Here is an 18,057-nt window from a genome sequence, read left to right as displayed (position 1 = left end):
GGGCAACGTCAGTTCGTTACCGTTTACTGCCAGGGGATTTTTTTCACCCGCTTGTAGTGATTTTTTCGATTTCGAGGGTCAATAGGCTGCCTCTTGACCCAGGCAGCGGCGCCAGACGGGCCGCTCAACCAGCCTCGCGAGCCTTGTTTTCCGGGCCTGCGAGCCTGCTTTCAGAATTTCAGGTGGTTTTATGGACAGCATCAACAGCCGCATCGCCGAGGAACTCGGCGTACGCCCACAACAGGTCGAAGCGGCCGTCGCTCTACTGGATGAAGGCTCCACAGTGCCCTTCATCGCCCGTTACCGTAAAGAAGTCACCGGCAGCCTCGATGATATCCAGTTGCGGCATCTGGAAGAGCGCCTGCGCTACCTGCGAGAACTCGACGAACGGCGTATCAGCATCCTCGCCAGCATTGAGGAGCAAGGCAAGCTGACCCCGCAGCTGGAACGCGACATCAAGCTCGCCGACACCAAGACCCGCCTCGAAGACTTGTACCTGCCGTACAAGCAGAAGCGCCGCACCAAGGGCCAGATCGCCCTGGAAGCGGGCCTCGGCGAGCTGGCCGACGGTCTGTTCAATGACCCGTCCCTGGCCCCGGAAACCGAAGCGGCACGCTTTGTCGATGCCGAAAAAGGCGTGGCCGACGTCAAGGCCGCCCTCGAAGGCGCCAAGTACATCCTCATGGAGCGCTTCGCCGAAGACGCCAACCTGCTGGAAAAACTGCGCAACTACCTGAAACAGGAAGCCACCCTCAGTGCCCGCGTGATCGCCGGCAAGGAAGAGGAAGGCGCCAAGTTCCGCGATTACTTCGAACACGACGAGCCGCTGAAAAGCATGCCGTCCCACCGTGCACTGGCGATTTTCCGCGGCCGCAACGAAGGCATCCTGAGCTCCGCGCTGAAAGTCGGCGACGAGCTGCCAGGCACCATGCACCCGTGCGAAGGCATGATCGGTCAACAGTTCGGCATCCAGAATCAGAATCGTCCTGCGGACAAGTGGCTCAGTGAAGTCGTGCGCTGGACCTGGAAGGTCAAGCTCTACACCCACCTGGAAACCGACCTGCTGGGCGAGTTGCGCGACGGCGCCGAAACCGAAGCCATCAGCGTATTCGCCCACAACCTGCACGACCTGCTGCTGGCCGCACCCGCCGGCCCACGCGCAACCCTGGGCCTCGACCCGGGCCTGCGCACCGGCTGCAAGGTTGCCGTGGTCGACGCCACCGGCAAGCTGCTGGATCACGCCACGGTTTACCCCCACGTGCCGCACAACAAGTGGGACCAGACCATCGCCATCCTGGCCGCCCTGTGCGCCAAGCACTCGGTGGACCTGATCGCCATCGGCAACGGCACCGCCAGCCGTGAAACCGACAAGCTGGCCGCCGAGCTGATCAAAAAATACCCAGGCATGCAGATGACCAAGGTGATGGTCTCCGAGGCCGGCGCTTCGGTGTACTCCGCGTCTGAACTGGCTTCCAAGGAATTCCCGGACCTCGACGTGTCGATCCGTGGCGCCGTGTCCATTGCTCGCCGCCTGCAGGACCCACTGGCCGAGCTGGTGAAGATCGACCCGAAATCCATCGGCGTCGGCCAGTACCAGCACGACGTGTCGCAGCTGAAACTGGCTCGCGGCCTGGACGCCGTGGTTGAAGACTGCGTGAACGCCGTGGGCGTGGACGTAAACACCGCTTCGGTTGCGCTGCTGGCCCGCATCTCCGGCCTCAACGCCACCCTGGCGCAGAACATCGTGACCCACCGCGACGAAAACGGTGCGTTCAAGACCCGTGCAGCGCTGAAAAAAGTCGCACGCCTTGGCGAAAAAACATTCGAGCAAGCCGCCGGCTTCCTGCGCGTCATGAACGGTGACAACCCGCTGGATTCCTCGGCTGTCCACCCGGAAGCCTACCCGCTGGTACAACGCATCGCCGCTGAAACCGACCGCGACATCCGCTCGCTGATCGGCGACGCCGCGTTCCTCAAGCGCCTCGACCCGAAGAAGTACACCGACGAAACCTTCGGCGTGCCGACCATCACCGACATCCTGCAAGAGCTGGAAAAACCTGGCCGCGACCCGCGTCCCGAGTTCAAGACCGCCGAATTCCAGGAAGGCGTCGAAGACCTCAAGGACCTGCAACTGGGGATGATCCTCGAAGGCGTGGTGACCAACGTGACCAACTTCGGCGCGTTTGTGGATATCGGCGTGCATCAGGACGGTTTGGTGCACATCTCTGCGCTTTCGGAGAAGTTCATCAAGGACCCGCGTGAAGCGGTGAAAGCCGGTGATGTGGTCAAGGTCAAGGTCATGGAAGTCGACATCCCGCGCAAACGCGTCGGCCTGTCGATGCGCATGAGCGACACCCCGGGCGAGAAAATCGACGGTGCCCGCGGCGCACGCCCGGGCTCGGCGCCACGCCAGTCCCAAGGCGCCGCCCCCCGCAAGGAAACCGCTGCGCCAGCCCCGGCCAACAACGCCATGGCTTCGCTGTTCGCCAACGCCAAACAACTGAAGAAACGTTAATGGAACTGCCAGCCGGCTTGACCCACAGCGCGTTCAGCGAACTCATTGGCTGCCGCCTGCAGCGCCTGGAAACCGGTGTTGCCGAGGTGGCCTTGACCCTGGAACCGCAGTTGCGCAACCGCGCTGGCAAGCTCCATGGCGGGGCGATCTTCAGCCTGGTGGACATTGCCATGGGGCTGGCGTGTTCCAGCTCCCATGGTTTCGACCAGCAGAGCGCGACCATCGAATGCAAGATCAACTACATCCGCGCTGTTTCCGACGGCGATGTGCTGTGCACCGCCCGGGTGATTCACCCGGGTCGGCGCACGCTGGTGGTCGAGGCGGACGTGTACCAGGACGAAAAACTGGTCGCAAAAGCACAAGGCACCTTCGCTGTCCTATAGCTCCCTGTCATCGATTTGAGTTAATTTCGGCGCTTCGAAAGTTGCGCCGAACTTTTCCTCGTGCGCGATGGCCAGATTCAGGGACGAGGGCGGCTCTTTCAGAGTGGGTCAATCCGGCTCAAAAACCAGGCGATAACGCCAGTTTCCACTTCACCCTTGTAGACCGTCCTGACCACCCCCATATTGGGGCGACTGACGCGTGAAGGAATCCAACTTGAGCGAACTTCTCAACCGCCGCCTGGCCCTGCTCGGCAAGCACGAACACCTCTCTTTGCTCGAGCAATGCCTGCACGGCATCGAGCGCGAATGCCTGCGCGTCACCGGTGAAGGCCGACTGGCACAAACGCCGCATCCCGAGGCCCTGGGCGCTGCACTGACCCACGAACAGATCACCACCGACTATTCCGAGTCGCTGCTTGAGTTCATCACGCCGGCGTTACCCAACCCGGCCGATACCCTGAGCAGCCTCGACAAGATCCACCGTTTTGCCTACAGCAAGCTCGGCAGCGAGTACCTGTGGAGTCCATCGATGCCGTGCCCGTTGCCGGCCGAGGAAGATATTCCGATTGCCTACTACGGCACCTCCAATATCGGACAGCTCAAGTACGTGTATCGCAAGGGCCTGGCCCTGCGGTACGGCAAGACCATGCAGTGCATCGCCGGGATCCACTACAACTTTTCCCTGCCGGAAGACCTCTGGCCGTTGCTCAAGGAAGCCGAAGGCTTCGTGGGCACCGACCGGGATTACCAGTCCACGGCCTATATCGCGCTGATCCGCAACTTCCGCCGCTACAGCTGGCTGCTGATGTACCTGTTCGGCGCCTCGCCGGCCCTGGACGCGGGTTTCCTGCGCGGTCGTTCGCACCAGCTCGAAGTGCTGGACGCCGACACCCTGTACCTGCCGTACGCCACCAGCCTGCGCATGAGCGACCTGGGTTACCAGAGCAACGCCCAGGCCGGCCTGACGCCGTGCTACAACGACCTGGCGAGCTACACCGACAGCCTGCGCGAAGCTGTGGCAACACCCTACGCACCGTACGTCGAAGTCGGTACCCATAAGGACGGTGAGTGGGTTCAGCTCAACACCAACATCCTGCAGATCGAAAACGAGTACTACTCCAACATCCGGCCCAAGCGCGTGACCTACACCGGCGAACGGCCGATCCAGGCGCTGATGGCCCGTGGCATCCAGTACATCGAAGTGCGTTGCCTGGACATCAACCCGTTCCTGCCGATGGGCATCGACTTGCAAGAGTCGCGCTTCCTCGATGCGTTCCTGCTGTATTGCGCGCTGAATGACAGCCCGCTGTTCGCCGACAATGAGTGCGGCAACGCCACCTCCAACTTCCTCAGCGTGGTCAAGGAAGGCCGCCGTCCGGGCCTGCAATTGCAGCGCCGTGGCGAATCGGTGGACATGAAGGAATGGGCGGCAGAGCTGCTGGAGCAGATTGCTCCGCTGGCGGCGATGCTGGACCAGAGCCAGGGCATCAATGAACACAGCCAGGCGCTGGACGCGCAGCTGGCGAAGGTCAAGGATTCGTCCCTGACCCCGTCGGCCCAGGTACTGGCGGCGATGAGCGAGCGTAAAGAGAGCTTTGCGCAGTTCTCGCTGCATCAGAGCCAGGTGCATGCGGAGTACTTCCGCAGCGAGCCGTTGAAGGCTGAGGAACAGGCACGCTTTGAAGAGCTGGCGCGCAGTTCGCTGGCGCAGCAGGCGGAGCTTGAGCAGAACGAAGTGGGTGATTTTGACGTGTTTGTCGGGTCGTACCAGGCGAGCATCCTCGCCATCAGCAACTAAAAGCCTGACACAGACCCCTGTGGGAGCGGGCTTGCTCGCGAAAGCGTTGTATCAGTCGATGTATTCGGTGACTGATTCACCGCTTTCGCGAGCAAGCCCGCTCCCACATTTGACCTATGCGCCTTCTAGCCTGGCGCGCGAGTTTCTCCTCATAAGCTAATTCGAAAATGTTATTTATTTTCGGATTCTTAGATCATTTAGTCTTCTCACACGCCGACCTCCGGCCGCCTGATGAGGACTTCCCCCTTGAAACTGCACTTCCCCCTTCGCCTCTTGGCGGCGTTGTCCCTGGCCGGTGCCAGCCTGTTTGCCCAGGCCGCCGACGTGACCATCGCTTACCAGACCACCGTTGACCCGGCGAAAGTCGCCCAGGCCGACGGCGCTTACGAAAAAGCCACCAACGCCAAGATCGACTGGCGCAAATTCGACAACGGTGCCGACATCATCGCCGCCATCGCTTCCGGTGACGTGCAGATCGGCTACCTGGGCTCCAGCCCGCTGACCGCTGCCGTGACCCGCAAGGTCCCGGTAGAAACTTTCCTGATCGCCACCCAGATCGGCGGTGCCGAGGCCCTGGTGGCCCGCAACGGTTCCGGGATCAACAGCCCGCAGGACCTGATCGGCAAGAAAGTCGCCGTGCCATTCGTTTCCACCGGCCACTACAGCCTGCTGGCCGCGTTGAAGCACTGGAACATCGACCCGTCCAAAGTGACCATCCTCAACCTCGCCCCGCCGGCCATCATCGCCGCCTGGAAACGTGGTGATATCGACGCCACCTACGTGTGGGACCCAGCGCTTGGCGTAGCCAAGGAAAACGGCAAGGTGCTGATCACCTCCGGCGAACTGGCCAAGTTCGGCGCGCCGACCTTCGATGCCTGGATCGTGCGTAAGGATTTCGCCGAGAAGCACCCGGAAATCGTCACGGCTTTTGCCAAGGTCACCCTGGATGCCTACGCCGCTTACCGCAAAGACCCACAAGCCTGGCTGGCTGACAAAGGCAACGTCGACAAACTGGTGAAGCTCTCCGGGGCCAAGGCCAGCGACATTCCGCTGCTGCTGCAAGGCAACGTCTACCCGCTGGCGGCTGACCAGGTCACCCTGCTCGGCGCACCGACCACCAAGGCTGTCACCGATACCGCCGCGTTCCTCAAGGAACAAGGCAAGGTCGACGCCGTACTGCCGGACTACGCCCCGTACGTCAGCCCGAAGTTCATCACTAACTGATACCAGGAGTTAACCGCGATGGCCTTGCTACAACTGGAGCGCATCAGCGCACAGTACCCAGGCAGCCCGGAGCCAGTACTGGCAGATATTTCCCTGAGCCTTGGGCCCCAGCAATTGCTGGTGGCCCTCGGCCCTTCCGGCAGTGGCAAGACTTCGCTGTTGAACCTGATTGCCGGCTTTGTCGAACCCAGCGCCGGGCGCATCACCCTTGACGGTGTGCCGGTAAAAGGACCGAGCGCCGAACGCGGCGTGGTGTTCCAGGACGACGCCCTGCTGCCCTGGCAGGACGTGCTGGCCAACGTCGGCTTCGGCCTGGAGTTGGCAGGCGTGCCCAAGGACCAACGGGAAATCCGCGCCCGGGAAATGCTCGCCCTGGTGGACCTCGCCGGTTTCGACAGCCGTCGTATCTGGCAACTCTCCGGTGGCCAGAAGCAACGTGTCGGCCTGGCCCGTGCATTGGCTGCCGACCCCCGCGTACTGCTGATGGACGAACCCTTCGGCGCCCTGGATGCCTTCACCCGCGAACAGATGCAGGAGCTGTTGCTGCAAGTCTGGCGGCGCACGGCCAAACCGGTATTCCTGATTACCCATGACATCGAAGAAGCGGTGTTCCTCGCCACGGATTTGATTCTGCTGGCGCCCAACCCCGGCCAGATCGTCGAGCGCCTGAGCCTGGACTTCGGCCAGCGCTACGCCGCCGGTGAGTCGGCACGCGCGATCAAGTCCGACCCGCGCTTTATCGAAACCCGCGAACACGTGCTGGGCAAGGTGTTCTCCCAACGGCAGGTGTCCGCATGAGCAGTTACGAATTACCGGCCACGGCCACCAAGCCGGCGAGCAAACCCGTCGTGCCCGTACGCCGCAGCCTGAGCACCCGCTGGATCAGCGTGCTGACCCTGGTGACCCTGGTTGCCATCTGGTGGGCCGTGACCGCCAGCGGGCTGATCGAGCCGCTGTTCCTGCCACCGCCTTCGGCCGTGCTGCAAAAAGGCTGGCTGCTGGCGACCACCGGCTACATGGATTCCACCCTGTGGCAGCACCTGGGCGCGAGCCTCAAGCGCATCGGCCTGGGCCTCGGCTTTGCCGTGCTGACCGCCGTGCCGGTGGGGATTGCCATCGGTTCCAACCGCATCGCCCGGGGCATTCTCGACCCGCTGATCGAGTTCTACCGGCCGATTCCACCACTGGCCTACCTGCCGCTGATCGTGATCTGGTGCGGCATCGGCGAGCTGTCCAAAGTACTGCTGATCTACCTGGCGATTTTTGCGCCGATTGCCATCGCGACCGCCACCGGCGTACGTACCGTCGACCCGGCCAAACTGCGCGCTGCGCAGTCGTTGGGCGCTACCCGGGCACAACTGATTCGCCATGTGATCCTGCCGAGCGCCCTGCCCGACATCCTCACCGGCGTGCGGATTGGCCTGGGCGTGGGTTGGTCGACCCTGGTAGCCGCAGAATTGATCGCGGCCACCAGCGGCCTGGGCTTCATGGTGCAGTCCGCCGCGCAATTCCTGGTCACCGACGTGGTGGTGCTGGGGATTCTGGTGATCGCGCTGATCGCCTTCGCCATGGAAATGGGCTTGCGTGCCCTGCAGCGCAAATTGGTGCCGTGGCATGGCCAGGCACACTGAAAAATTTTCGACGAGAATCCCATGAGCAGCCTGACCGTAACACCTCTCAGCACCGCCCTTGGCGCCCAGATCAGTGGCGTCGACATCACCCAACCGTTGAACATTGAAGACCGCGACGCCATCGAACAGGCGCTGCTCAAGCATTCGGTGCTGTTCTTCCGCAACCAGCCGATCAACCCGCAGCAACAGGCGCGGTTCGCGGCGAATTTCGGCGACCTGCACATTCACCCGATCTACCCCAACGTGCCGGAGCAGCCTGAAGTGCTGATCCTCGACACCGCCGTGACCGACGTGCGCGACAACGCCATCTGGCACACCGACGTGACCTTCCTCCCGACCCCGGCCCTCGGCGCGGTGCTCAGCGCCAAGCTGCTGCCGGAGTTTGGTGGCGATACGTTGTGGGCCAGCGGGATTGCCGCGTATGAGGCGTTGTCCGAGCCGTTCAAGAAGCTGTTGGACGGTTTGACGGCAACCCATGACTTCACCCGCTCCTTCCCGCTGGAGCGTTATGGCAACACGCCGGAAGATTTGGCGCGCTGGGAAGAAGCCCGGCGCAAGAACCCGCCGCTGTCTCATCCGGTGATTCGTACCCATCCGGTGAGCGGGCGTAAGTCGCTGTTCGTCAGCGAGGGGTTCACCAGCAAGATCAACGAACTGGAGCCGGCGGAAAGCGAGGCGGTGTTGAAGCTGCTGTTTGCCCATGCAACACGGCCGGAATTCACCATTCGCTGGCGTTGGCAGGAAAATGACGTGGCGTTCTGGGATAACCGCATGACCCAGCATTACGCGGTGGATGATTACCGGCCGCAGCGGCGGGTGATGCATCGGGCGACGATTCTTGGAGATGTGCCGTTCTAGCAGGCACACCACAAATCAAATGTGGGAGCGGGCTTGCTCGCGAAAGCGGTGAATCAGTCGACATATCCAGTGACTGACACTCCGCTTTCGCGAGCAAGCCCGCTCCCACATTGGGTAGAGGTTGATGCCGGAATCGGGCTCTACCGCTTATTCAGCCGTAGACGGCTTCTCCCACAAGTTAATCCCGCCTTCCTGGGCAAATCGATCAATCTCCGCCAGTTCCTGCGCACTGAAGCTCAGGTTCTGCAACGCACCGACGTTTTCAATGATCTGCTCCGGCCGGCTCGCGCCGATCAGGGCGCTGGTGACCCGTGGATCACGCAACGTCCACGCCAACGCCATCTGCGCCAGGCTCTGGCCACGGCGCTTGGCAATTTCATTCAGCGCGCGGGCGTGGGCGATGTTGGCCTCGGACAAGTGCTTGGCCTGCAACGAACCACCCCCCGGACGATTGACCCGCGCATCCGCCGGTACGCCGTTGAGGTACTTGTCGGTCAGCAGGCCCTGGGCCAATGGCGTGAACGCGATCACCCCGGCACCGAGTTCTTCGGTGACGTCCAGCAGGTCTTTTTCCACCCAGCGGTTGAGCAGGTTGTAGGCCGGCTGGTGGATCAGCAGCGGGACTTTCCACTCCTGGAGCAGCGCCGCAATTTCCCGGGTTTTCACGCCGGAGTAGGACGAGATCCCGATGTACAACGCCTTGCCCTGTTGCACGGCGGTGGCCAGTGCGCTGGCGGTTTCTTCCAGCGGGGTGTCGGCATCAAAACGGTGGGAGTAGAAGATGTCCACGTAGTCGACGCCCAGGCGTTGCAGGCTCTGGTCGAGGCTCGCCAAGACGTACTTGCGCGAACCGCCGCCCTGGCCATAAGGGCCCGGCCACATGTCCCAGCCCGCCTTGCTGGAGATGATCAGTTCGTCGCGGTAATGCTTGAAGTCTTCCCGCAGCAAACGACCGAAGTTGATCTCGGCGCTGCCGTATGGAGGGCCGTAGTTGTTGGCCAGGTCGAAGTGGTTGATACCCAGGTCGAACGCCGTGCGCAGGAGGGCGCGCTGGGTATCGATCGGGGTGCTGTCGCCAAAGTTGTGCCACAGCCCCAGGGACAGTGCCGGCAGCACCAGTCCGCTGCGACCTACGCGGCGGTAAGGAATAGATTCATAGCGGTTTTCGGCAGCAATGTAAGTCATCGAATCCTCTCTTGGACTTGGGGCAAATAAGGCCCGGGAATAAGCATATTCCCGGGCCTTTTAAGCAGCTGAATCGCTTAAGTCTGCCTATCCCTTTTACAGCAAAGTCCTACCAGAGTGGAACGACGTAGCTTACATAGAAGCGGTTTTCATCTTGCACCGTGGCACCGGTGATATCCGGGCTGGCGTGGGCATTTCGCCAGGTCACGCCCAGGCCTTTGAGGGTGCCGGTGGGCACCTGGTAAGCCACGGTGACGTTACGTTCCCATTCACTGGTAGTGCCTTGGGTGGTGCGGATGTCATCACCGTGTGCGTAGGACGTGGCGAAGGTCAGGCCGTTAAGGCCGAGTTTGCCGAAGTCATATTTGTACTGCGCCAGCCAGGTGCGCTCGCCGGCATGCTGGAATTTGTTCAGTTGCATGTTGGTGAGTGCCGGGGTGTCGGCGCCCGAGCCCGGGCCCTGGTTGCTGGCACCGCTGTTCAGGCCGGAATCCAGGTACGGGAAGTCGCTGTCGCCGCTGTTTTTCTGGATGCCCAGGCCGACGGTATGGCCGTCCAGGCTGTAGCTTTCCAACAGGCTGACGGTGGACTGGTTGATGCGGCCCTTGGAGGTGCCATCGCCGTAGAGACCCGCAGCGGAATAGTCTTTGTCGCCCGCGGCGTTTTCACCCACACCCAGGCTGCGGTACAGGCGCACGTCGGTGTCGATCGCGCCGACAGGCAAGGCGTCATGACGCTTGGCACCGAGGAAGAACTGCTGGTAGTAATCCTCAAGGTTGGAGTACCACAGGCTGACGGTGGTGTCCGGCAAACCTTTGTAGTCCGCGCCGCCGTAGAGGAAGCGATCGCTCTCTTTGGTGCCGCCGGCGGTGATCATGCCCTGGTCGCCGGTTTCGTTGCGGATCTTGGTCTTGAGGATGTCACCGGCGGTAAAGGTGAAGTCGGTCAAGTCCTTGGAAACCAACTGCACGCCGGTGTTGGTCTGCTGGTACAGGCGGCCGTCGGTGTTGGCCAGCACCGGGTTGTTGCCGTACAGCGTACCGACGCGCAATTCATCCTGGGCGAAGCGCATCTTGAAGGTCGGGCTGAGCACGCCGAACTGGTCGGCCGACTTGCCGTTATCCAGCGGGAACATGCTGCCGGGGTAGCGGCCCTGGTGATCCTTGTCATTGAGGTCGCCGCCGGAGTCCAGTTTCAAACCGTAGAACGCCTGCAGGTCCAGGCCAAAGCCCACCGGCCCATCGGTGTAGCCGGACTTGAAGTTGAACTCAAAACCCTGGCCCCAATCGCGGATGCTGTGGGCCTTGTTATTGCTGTTCACCACATCCCGCCCCTGCTGGTTGAGGTAGCGGTTGAGCAGGGTCACGTCGGCGTGGCTGTCATCGATAAAATCGGCGTGGGCGGACAGCATAAAGCTCGCCATGGCGGCACCCACCATGGGGCTTAATAACGTCTTCATTGGTACCGGTCTCCGTCACTGTTCTGAAATGAAAGCGTCAAACGCTTCACACAATTAGGCGATGGCCATGTGACAGTTCGGAGTCAAAACACCCTTTACCCGGATGAAATTAAATTTAAGAAACCCAGTAAAGACGCGGGTTAGCGGGCAGTGGCGAAGATTTCGGCGAGCCAATCGACGAACACTCGCACCCTCGGCGACATGTGTCGGTTTTGCGGGTAGAGCACCGAAACCGGCATGGGCGGCGGTGGTGTATCAATGAGGATTTCCTGCATCACGCCCTGGTTGATCAGCTCGGCGATGCGGTAGTGCGGGCACTGGATAATGCCCAGTCCGGCGACTGCGCTGGCGGCATAAATCTCTGCGCCGAACACCGACAGAGCCCCCTCGATCGTCACTTCCTGCACCTGGCCGTCGACCATGAATTCGAAGGGGAACAGCTTCGCGGTGGTGCGTGAAACATAGTTCACCGCACGGTGCTCGCCCAGGTCGGCGAGGCGCTTCGGCTCGCCGTATTTGCGCAGGTAGGCCGGGCTCGCGCAGGTCACCTGGCGCAGCGTCGCAACCCGGCGACCGATCAACGCCGAATCCCCCAGGGTGCCCGCCCGCAGCACACAATCCACGCCTTCGGCGATCAGGTCGACGAAGCGGTCCGCCTCGCTGATGGACAGCTCGATTTTCGGGTAGCGCGCCATGAATTGCGGCAGCGCCGGGATCACGAAGTACTTGGCCAGGGTGCCGTGCAAATCCACCCGCAGGCGGCCCTTGGGGGCCACCGAGCGGAAGGCCAGTTCCGCCTCTTCCAGCTCCGCCAGCAGTTGGACACAGCGCAGGTAATAGGCCTCGCCATCGAGGGTCGGGCGGACGCGGCGGGTGCTGCGTTCCAGCAGGCGCGTGCCGAGCCAGGCCTCGAACTGGTTGAGGGTGTGGGTCAGGGTGGCGCGCGGCAGGTTCAGGTCATCGGCCGCCAGCGTGAAGCTGCTGCGTTCGTAAATCCTCACGAACACTTTCATCGCTTTGACCTGGTCCACGGCGCGTCTCCATTGTTGGCGATTCTTGAACAGTCAAGGCAACTCTGGCGCATTTATCGGCCTGGGTAAACATGTGAATCTGCTTCCACACCCAACCACTCCCCCAAGGAAACCCGATCATGACTACCCAAGTTGCTATCGTTACCGGCGCCTCTCGCGGCATCGGCGCCGTGGTTGCCAGACAACTGGCCGCCGACGGTTATGCCGTCGCCATCAACTACGCCAACAGCGCCACCGAAGCGTCAAGGCTGGTAGTGGAGTTGCGCCAGGCCGGCCACCAAGCCATAGCGATCCAGGGCGACGTGGCCAGCGCCGCCGACGTCAAGCGCCTGTTCGACGAGACCGAAGCCCAGCTGGGCAAGGTTGATGTGCTGGTCAACAACGCCGGGATCCTCAAGGTGCTGCCGCTGGCCCAACACAGCGATGAGCTCTACAACCAGAACTTCGACATCCATACCCGCGGCACCTTCAACGCCCTGCGTGAAGCCGCCACCCGCCTGAACGACGGCGGGCGCATCGTCAATTTCTCCAGCAGCACCGTCGGCCTCAACTTCCCCGGTTATGCGGTGTACATCGCCAGCAAGGCGGCGGTGGAATCCCTGACCCAGGTGTTCGCCAAGGAAATGCGCGGCCGGCGCATCACCGTCAACGCCGTTGCCCCGGGCCCGGTGGCGACCGAACTGTTCCTGCATGGCAAAAGCGAAGAGCAGATCCAGGGCCTGGCCAAGATGGCACCCCTGGAACGCCTGGGCCAACCGGAAGATATCGCCCGCGTGGTGGCGTTCCTGGTGAGCCCGGCTGGTGGTTGGGTGAACGGGCAAATCCTGCGGGCCAATGGTGGTTTGGTCTGAAGACCGGCAAACGCTCGTTCAACGGCAAACTACTATTGTGGCGAGGGAGCTTGCTCCCGCTGGAGTGCGCAGCGCTCCCATCTTTTTTGGGGCCGCTGCGCAGCCCAGCGGGAGCAAGCTCCCTCGCCACAGGTTTGGTGTTCATGGAAAATCAGCGGGTATCAGGAGACTTCAGATATGCACACCGCCCTCGTCATCACCGCCGGCCTGATCCTCCTCGCGCTGATGCTGTTCATCGGCCAAAAGCTGGGCGTCAGCCGGCACATTCTGGCCTACAGCTTTGTCGGGATCTGGCTGGTGGTGTCGGTGGTTAACGGCGCGGTAGGTGTGGTCACTGCCGGCCAGCCCCTGGTCTCGGAGCTGGTGATCGGCAGTGGGGTATTCGGTGCGCCGTTGGTGGCACTGGCCCTGTTTATCAGGACCTGAGCGTTAACGAACCAGGTGCAGGAACTGCATGTGCCGTTCGTACTGGTCGAGGATGTCGTTGATGATCTGCTCCTTGGTGTAGCCCACCAGATCGTAGTCCTGGCTGCCCTCGCTCAAGTGCACTTCCGCCCGGTAGTAGCGGCGGTTGTTGAGCTGCTTGGAACCCATGCCGCCCCGTGCGAATGACGGGGTGAAATAGCCGCGCATCTGCACCTGATACACAAACGGGTGCTGCTCGCCGTGGCCGATCTCCAGGCTGACGCTGTCGTTGGCCGGGTCAGGCTGGGTGACCACGTTGAGGCCTTTTTCGACAAACACCGCCGTCACTTCTTCGATGGCCGGGCGCACTGTGGTCTCGAGGAAACGGTACACCTCATCCCGTGACGGGAAATGCACCGCCTGGCTCAGGCGCTGGCGCCAACCGCCGGTGCCCTTGCGTGAGCCCGATACCGGCGCGAGGGAATGCATCTGCGCAATCTGCTTCTGCGACTCAAGGTAGAACGCCTTGTGCAGCCCCCACATCATCAGCAGCAGGATCATCGAGAACGGTAGCGAGGTCAGGACCACGGCCGACTTGAGCGAGTCGATGCTGCCGGCAAACAGCAGCGCGCTGGTCACCAACGCGGTCATCGCGCCCCAGAACACCCGCAGCCACTTCGGCCCGTCTTCATCGGCGTTGCCGCCTTTGGCCGACAAGGTCGAGAGCACCACCGTGCCGGAGTCGGCCGAGGTGACGAAGAACACGAAGCTGATAAACACCGTGACGGCGATCACCGTCTTGCTCCACGGGTAGGTTTCCAGCAGCAGGTAGAGGCTCATCGACGGGTCATCAATGGCCGACTGTCCCAGCGCCGTAAGGCCGTGGTTGAGCACCTGGTCGATGGCGCTGTTGCCGAAGATCGACATCCACGCCAGGGTGAAACCCAGCGGGATCAACAGCACGCCGAACACAAATTCACGGATGGTGCGGCCGCGGGAAATACGCGCGATAAACAGGCCCACGAACGGCGACCATGCGATCCACCAGGCCCAATAGAACACGGTCCAGCCGCCCAGCCAGTCGCTGGGTTTGTCGTAGGCGTAGAGGTCGAAACTCTTGGTCGGCAAGGCGCCGAGGTAGTCGCCGATGTTCTGGATCAGGGTGTTGAGCAAGTGCTGGGTAGGGCCGGCGAACAACACGAACAGCAGCAGCGCACAGGCCAGCAGCATGTTGATGTCGGACATCACCCGCACGCCCTTGTCGACGCCGGAGACCGCCACCAGGATCGCCGCGCCCATCATCAAGGTGATGAGGCCGACCTGGATCCACTGGGTGTGGGCCACGCCGAACAGGTAATCGAGCCCTGAGTTGAGGTGCAACACGCCAAAGCCCATGTCGGCGCCGAGGCCGAACACCGTGGCGATGATGCCGAAGCCGTCCACCGCATAACCGATGGGGCCGTTGATGCGCTTGCCGATCAGCGGATACAGCGCCGAGCGCAACGCCAGCGGCAGGTTATGCCGGTAGGCGAAGTACGCCAGGGCCATGCCGACGAAGGCGAACACGCCCCAGCCATGCAGGCCCCAGTGCAGAAACAGGATCTGCATGGCCTGGCGCGCCGCGTCACCGTTCAGGGCCTCGCCCTGGGGCGGTTGCACCAGGTGAGTCAGGGGTTCGGACACGCAGAAGAAAAACAGCGTGATGCTGATCCCGGCGGCGAACAGCATGCCGGCCCAGGACAGGTAACTGAATTCGGGCTCGTCGTGGTCGGCACCGAGTTTGATCTTGCCGTAGCCCGATAACGCGGTGACCACCACGAAGACCAGATACAGGGTCATCGCCAGCATGTAGTACCAGCCGACCGTGTTGGCCGCCCAGTTTTGTGCGGCCAGCAGCCAGGCGCCGGCTTGTTCGGGAATCGCGATGACGGTCAGGCCGAACAGCAGGATGAAGCTCGCGGCGAAGTAAAACACCGGCGGGTTCATGCGGACCAGACCGCTGGAAGGTGTGGACGATGCACTCATGTAGGGCGCACCTCAAGGGTATGGGATGTGGCTGTAAAAAACGGACTCAGCAAAGGTAAGCCTCCTGTTGTGAGCGGGCAGCGAACCACCGATTTAACTTGAACGAACAGTCAAGTTAAACATGGATAGGGGTTTGAGGACTAATCGCAGGGCCGAGTGGTAGGTGTTTCCTACACTAGCTCAAGGAAAGGTATGACGTATGAGGATGACGAAACGTTCAGCGATTGCTGAGGGAAATACGGCTCGAATTTGAGTAGTGCGGCTCAAATTTGGAATGCAGACAAAATGTGGGAGCGGGCTTGCTCGCGAATGCGGCGTGTCAGCCAACACTTCTGGCGACTGATACACCGCATTCGCGAGCAAGCCCGCTCCCACATTGGATCTGTGTGGTCGTTAGAGAGGGCGCTGCTCTATTTCTGCGTCCCATCATCATGCTGCAGATTCGCCTGGGTCAGGTTCGCCCCCGCCGGCACACTGCGCGTCAGCCACACATTGCCGCCAATGGTCGAGCCCTTGCCGATGGTAATCCGCCCCAGGATCGTCGCCCCGGCGTAGATCACCACGTCATCCTCGACAATCGGATGCCGCGGATGGCCTTTCTGCAATTGCCCATCCTCATCCGCCGGGAAACGCTTGGCGCCCAATGTCACGGCCTGGTAGATCCGTACCCGCTCGCCGATGATCGCCGTCTCGCCAATCACCACACCCGTCCCGTGGTCGATAAAGAAGCTCGGGCCGATCTGCGCGCCCGGGTGAATATCAATCCCGGTCGCCGAATGCGCGATTTCCGCGCTGATGCGCGCCAGCAACGGCAAGCCTGCCCGATACAAGTGGTGCGCCAGGCGATGGTGAATCACCGCCAAAATCCCCGGGTAGCACAACAGCACTTCATCCACGCTGCGCGCCGCCGGGTCGCCGTGGTAGGCGGCGAGCACGTCGGTGTCCAACAGGCTGCGCAAGCCTGGCAACGCCAGGGCGAAATCCTGGATCAGGTGGATGGCATGGGCGTCGACTTCACTGTCATCCTGGCCACCTTGCCGCGCGGCATACCGCAGCTCCAGGCGCGCCTGGGCGAGCAATGCATTCAGCGCCACATCCAGCGTGTGGCCGACGTAGAAGTCTTCACTTTCTTCACGCAGGTCCACCGGCCCCAGACGCATGGGGAACAGCGCACCACACAACGCCTCGAGAATCTGCGCCACGGCTTCCCGTGAAGGCAGCTCGCGCCCGCCCTGCTCGCCGCTGACCCGGCCGTTGCGGGTGCGCCACTGGTCCCGGGCGCTGCGCAGCTGGCTGACGATGGTCTGTAATTGCCAATGACTGGAACGCTCACTCACGGTCTTCACTCCTGACGAAATGCCCATCACTTTACGGCAAGGAACCTGAGCGTCCTTAAGAACCAATAGTGCAATGCTAATAACCCGTCGACATAAGCGATTGGCGGTTGCCGACGCAAAAGTGCCTGCCTATAGTCCCAGCATCTCTGACCACCCGTGCGTAGCCATGATCAAACAACAGCTCGACCGCTTTAACCGTCTGGAACTGCTGGGCGGCGCCACCGCCCTGGAAAAACTCGAGCGGCTGTCGGCCTGGCTGGGGCGTGACGTCTACGTCAAACGCGACGACACCACGCCGCTGGCGATGGGCGGCAACAAGCTGCGCAAACTCGAATACCTTGCCGCCGATGCGCTGGCCCAGGGTGCCGATACCCTGGTGACCGCCGGCGCGATCCAGTCCAACCATGTACGCCAGACCGCTGCGCTGGCCGCCAAGCTGGGCCTGGGCTGCGTTGCCCTGCTGGAAAACCCGACGGGCACCGAAGACCCCAACTACCTGGCCAACGGCAACCGCCTGTTGCTGGAGCTGTTCGACGCCAAGGTCGAGTTGGTGGAGAACCTGGACAACGTCGACGACCAGCTCAACGCCCTCGCCGACCGCCTGCGCAGCAACGGCAAGAAGCCGTACCTGGTGCCCATCGGCGGCTCCAACGCCCTCGGCGCCCTGGGTTACGTGCGCGCCGGGCTGGAGCTGGCCGGGCAGATTGAAGACAGCGGCATCCCGTTCTCCACCGTGGTCCTGGCCTCCGGCAGCGCCGGCACCCACAGCGGCCTGGCCCTGGCGCTGGCCGAAGTGCTGCCCGACCTGCAAGTGATTGGCATCACGGTGTCCCGTACCGACGAAGCCCAGCGCCCCAAGGTGCAGGGCCTGGCCGAACGTACCGCCGAACTGCTCGGCGTGCCGCTGCCGGACGCGTTCAAGGTGATCCTGTGGGACGAGTACTTCGCCCCCCGTTATGGCGAGCCGAGTGCCGGCACGCTGGCGGCGATCAAGCTGGTAGCCAGCCAGGAAGGCCTGCTGCTGGACCCGGTCTACACGGGCAAGGCCATGGCCGGGTTGCTGGATGGCATTGGACGCCAGCGCTTTGAAGAGGGGCCGATCATCTTCCTGCACACGGGTGGCGCACCGGCGTTGTTTGCTTATGATTCGAGCTTTTGATATTCCATAAAGAAATATCAATCTGATTTTATATTATTTTCAAGTCTTAAAAACCGGCTTTATAGTCGCGCCGTAGGCGAGCTTGATGGCGATACGCATGACTGGGCAGATCCAAAACACCGAGTTGATGCAATCGCGGGCAAGCCCGGCTCCCACACACCGCGCTTTTAAGGCAGGATACGACTACCGCGTCACC

General features: G+C 62.0%; 15 protein-coding genes. 10 read left to right on the top strand and 5 right to left on the bottom strand.

Annotated elements, in window-relative coordinates:
* The first annotated feature begins 190 nt into the window (after positions 1–190).
* The 7 genes from QF039_RS30650 to tauD all read left to right on the top strand — a co-directional run bounded on the left by QF039_RS30650 (position 191) and on the right by tauD (position 8,409).
* Complete coding sequence (locus QF039_RS30650) at positions 191–2,515, top strand: Tex family protein (protein ID WP_102367889.1); 2,325 nt, start codon at positions 191–193, stop codon at positions 2,513–2,515.
* On the top strand, positions 2,515–2,898 hold the full coding sequence (locus QF039_RS30645) for a PaaI family thioesterase (RefSeq protein WP_003213170.1): 384 nt from the start codon (positions 2,515–2,517) through the stop codon (positions 2,896–2,898). Before QF039_RS30650 ends, QF039_RS30645 begins: the two co-directional genes overlap by 1 nt.
* A 214-nt stretch (positions 2,899–3,112) precedes the next feature.
* Positions 3,113–4,696, top strand: coding sequence for a glutamate--cysteine ligase (gene gshA, locus QF039_RS30640; RefSeq protein WP_008435798.1), 1,584 nt, complete (start codon positions 3,113–3,115; stop codon positions 4,694–4,696).
* A gap of 246 nt (positions 4,697–4,942) precedes the next feature.
* A complete protein-coding gene (gene tauA, locus QF039_RS30635) occupies positions 4,943–5,920 on the top strand; it encodes a taurine ABC transporter substrate-binding protein (protein ID WP_003213167.1) in 978 nt (325 codons plus the stop codon).
* Between the two features lie 18 nt (positions 5,921–5,938).
* Complete coding sequence (tauB, locus tag QF039_RS30630) at positions 5,939–6,718, top strand: taurine ABC transporter ATP-binding subunit (protein ID WP_023659332.1); 780 nt, start codon at positions 5,939–5,941, stop codon at positions 6,716–6,718.
* Positions 6,715–7,551, top strand: coding sequence for a taurine ABC transporter permease TauC (tauC, locus tag QF039_RS30625; RefSeq protein ID WP_003213163.1), 837 nt, complete (start codon positions 6,715–6,717; stop codon positions 7,549–7,551). Before tauB ends, tauC begins: the two co-directional genes overlap by 4 nt.
* Positions 7,552–7,572: 21 nt before the next feature.
* The gene (gene tauD / locus QF039_RS30620; protein WP_307522264.1) at positions 7,573–8,409 is read left to right on the top strand and encodes a taurine dioxygenase; all 837 of its coding nucleotides are present in this window, start codon (positions 7,573–7,575) and stop codon (positions 8,407–8,409) included.
* 147 nt (positions 8,410–8,556) lie between these two features.
* Here tauD and mgrA read toward each other — a convergent pair whose 3' ends face one another.
* From mgrA to QF039_RS30605, 3 genes are all read right to left on the bottom strand, one after another.
* The gene (gene mgrA / locus QF039_RS30615) at positions 8,557–9,594 is read right to left on the bottom strand and encodes an L-glyceraldehyde 3-phosphate reductase (RefSeq protein ID WP_003211877.1); all 1,038 of its coding nucleotides are present in this window, start codon (positions 9,592–9,594) and stop codon (positions 8,557–8,559) included.
* 109 nt (positions 9,595–9,703) lie between these two features.
* Positions 9,704–11,032: an OprD family outer membrane porin gene (locus tag QF039_RS30610; protein WP_080673292.1), complete on the bottom strand. Its 1,329-nt coding sequence runs from the start codon at positions 11,030–11,032 to the stop codon at positions 9,704–9,706.
* Positions 11,033–11,193: 161 nt separating this feature from the next.
* Positions 11,194–12,084, bottom strand: a complete 891-nt coding sequence (locus QF039_RS30605) for a LysR family transcriptional regulator (RefSeq protein WP_307522261.1) — start codon at positions 12,082–12,084, stop codon at positions 11,194–11,196.
* 119 nt (positions 12,085–12,203) lie between these two features.
* Here QF039_RS30605 and QF039_RS30600 point away from each other — a divergent pair, with 119 nt between their 5' ends.
* On the top strand, positions 12,204–12,935 hold the full coding sequence (locus QF039_RS30600; RefSeq protein ID WP_003211871.1) for an SDR family oxidoreductase: 732 nt from the start codon (positions 12,204–12,206) through the stop codon (positions 12,933–12,935).
* Between the two features lie 177 nt (positions 12,936–13,112).
* Positions 13,113–13,361, top strand: coding sequence for a hypothetical protein (locus tag QF039_RS30595; RefSeq protein ID WP_177021888.1), 249 nt, complete (start codon positions 13,113–13,115; stop codon positions 13,359–13,361).
* 3 nt (positions 13,362–13,364) lie between these two features.
* Here the strand turns inward: QF039_RS30595 and betT are convergent, their stop codons facing one another.
* Together betT and epsC are read right to left on the bottom strand one after the other, a co-directional pair.
* Positions 13,365–15,326, bottom strand: coding sequence for a choline transporter BetT (gene betT / locus QF039_RS30590; protein WP_003211865.1), 1,962 nt, complete (start codon positions 15,324–15,326; stop codon positions 13,365–13,367).
* A 449-nt stretch (positions 15,327–15,775) separates the two neighbouring features.
* On the bottom strand, positions 15,776–16,702 hold the full coding sequence (epsC, locus tag QF039_RS30585; protein WP_003211862.1) for a serine O-acetyltransferase EpsC: 927 nt from the start codon (positions 16,700–16,702) through the stop codon (positions 15,776–15,778).
* Between the two features lie 166 nt (positions 16,703–16,868).
* On the opposite strand from epsC, the gene QF039_RS30580 reads away from it, so the two are divergent.
* Entirely contained in the window at positions 16,869–17,861 is a 993-nt protein-coding gene (locus QF039_RS30580) for a D-cysteine desulfhydrase (RefSeq protein WP_003211860.1), read from the top strand.
* Positions 17,862–18,057 lie beyond the last annotated feature (196 nt).

Source organism: Pseudomonas sp. W2I6, assembly GCF_030815935.1.
In the GTDB taxonomy this organism is placed as follows: domain Bacteria; phylum Pseudomonadota; class Gammaproteobacteria; order Pseudomonadales; family Pseudomonadaceae; genus Aquipseudomonas.
The sequence above is the reverse complement of the archived record's forward strand: the minus strand, read 5'-3'. Positions and strand labels throughout refer to the sequence as shown.